The organism is Bacillus sp. 165 (assembly GCF_017742235.1).
GTDB lineage: Bacteria > Bacillota > Bacilli > Bacillales > Bacillaceae_G > JAGHKQ01.
This window is the reverse complement of sequence record NZ_JAGHKQ010000034.1, coordinates 1-1,175: the sequence shown is the minus strand read 5'-3', so window position 1 is coordinate 1,175 and position 1,175 is coordinate 1. Positions and strand designations below refer to the sequence as shown.

Sequence of the window (1,175 nt, the reverse complement as noted above, 5' to 3'; positions counted from 1 at the left end):
GGAATCATGTCTTTTATTTTCGGCTCCCACTCTTTCATATGCTGCGGGAAACATTTTTCTAATACCTCAAGCATAACGTGCACGGCAGTAGAAGCACCTGGAGAAGCGCCAAGTAAGGCAGCTATCGAACCATCAGCGGCACTAATAACTTCCGTACCAAATTGAAGTGTTCCTTTACCGCCGGCCTCCGTATCTTTGATAACTTGCACACGTTGACCCGCTACCACGATATCCCAATCTTCGCTTTTGGCATTGGGGATAAACTCTCGTAATTCTTCCATGCGCTTTTCATTTGATAACATAACTTGCTGAATTAAGTATTTTGTTAATGACATTTCTTTTATGCCTGCCGCCAACATAGTGAAGACATTATTCGGTTTTACGGAGCCTATCAAATCAAAATTTGAACCCGTTTTTAAGAACTTGGGTGAGAAGCCGGCAAACGGTCCAAACAGCAATGTTTTTTCATTATCAATATATCTTGTATCAAGATGCGGAACAGACATTGGAGGAGCTCCAACCTTAGCTTTACCATATACTTTTGCATGATGCTGCGCTACGACTTCCGGATTCTTACATACCAAAAATAGTCCGCTTACCGGGAATCCTCCAATATGTTTTGACTCAGGAATGCCGGTTTTTTGCAGTAAAGGCAGGCTTCCGCCCCCACCGCCGATAAAGACGAATTTTGCAGTATGATACTCCATTTTACCATTATCGATATCATGGATCTTCACTTCCCACAAGTTATCCGCAGTACGTTTAATATCCTCGACACTATGCTTATAGTTTATCTCGACGTTATTACTCTGTAAATGTTCAAACAAGATACGTGTTAAAGCACCAAAGTTGACATCCGTTCCAGAATCAATTTTGGTGGCTGCTATTGGTTCATTCGATGTACGGCCTTCCATGATAAGCGGAATCCATTCCTTCAGTTTTTCAGGATTATCAGAAAACTCCATCCCTTGAAACAGAGGATTGTTCGAAAGCGCTTCAAAACGTTTTTTCAAAAACGTTACATTTTCTTCCCCTTGCACTAAACTCATATGAGGGATTGGCATGATAAAGTCCTGCGGATTACGAATCAAATTGCTGTTTACTAAGTAAGACCAAAACTGTCTTGAAAGCTGAAACTGTTCATTAATGTTGATAGCTTTGCTCACATCGATAGA

1 protein-coding gene is annotated in these 1,175 nt (G+C 41.0%); it reads right to left on the bottom strand.

The genetic code is table 11. The annotated features are described in order from the left end of the window. On the bottom strand, nt 1-1,175 hold a 1,175-nt coding region (gene mqo, locus J7Q84_RS18090), incomplete at both ends, for a malate dehydrogenase (quinone) (protein ID WP_209096630.1).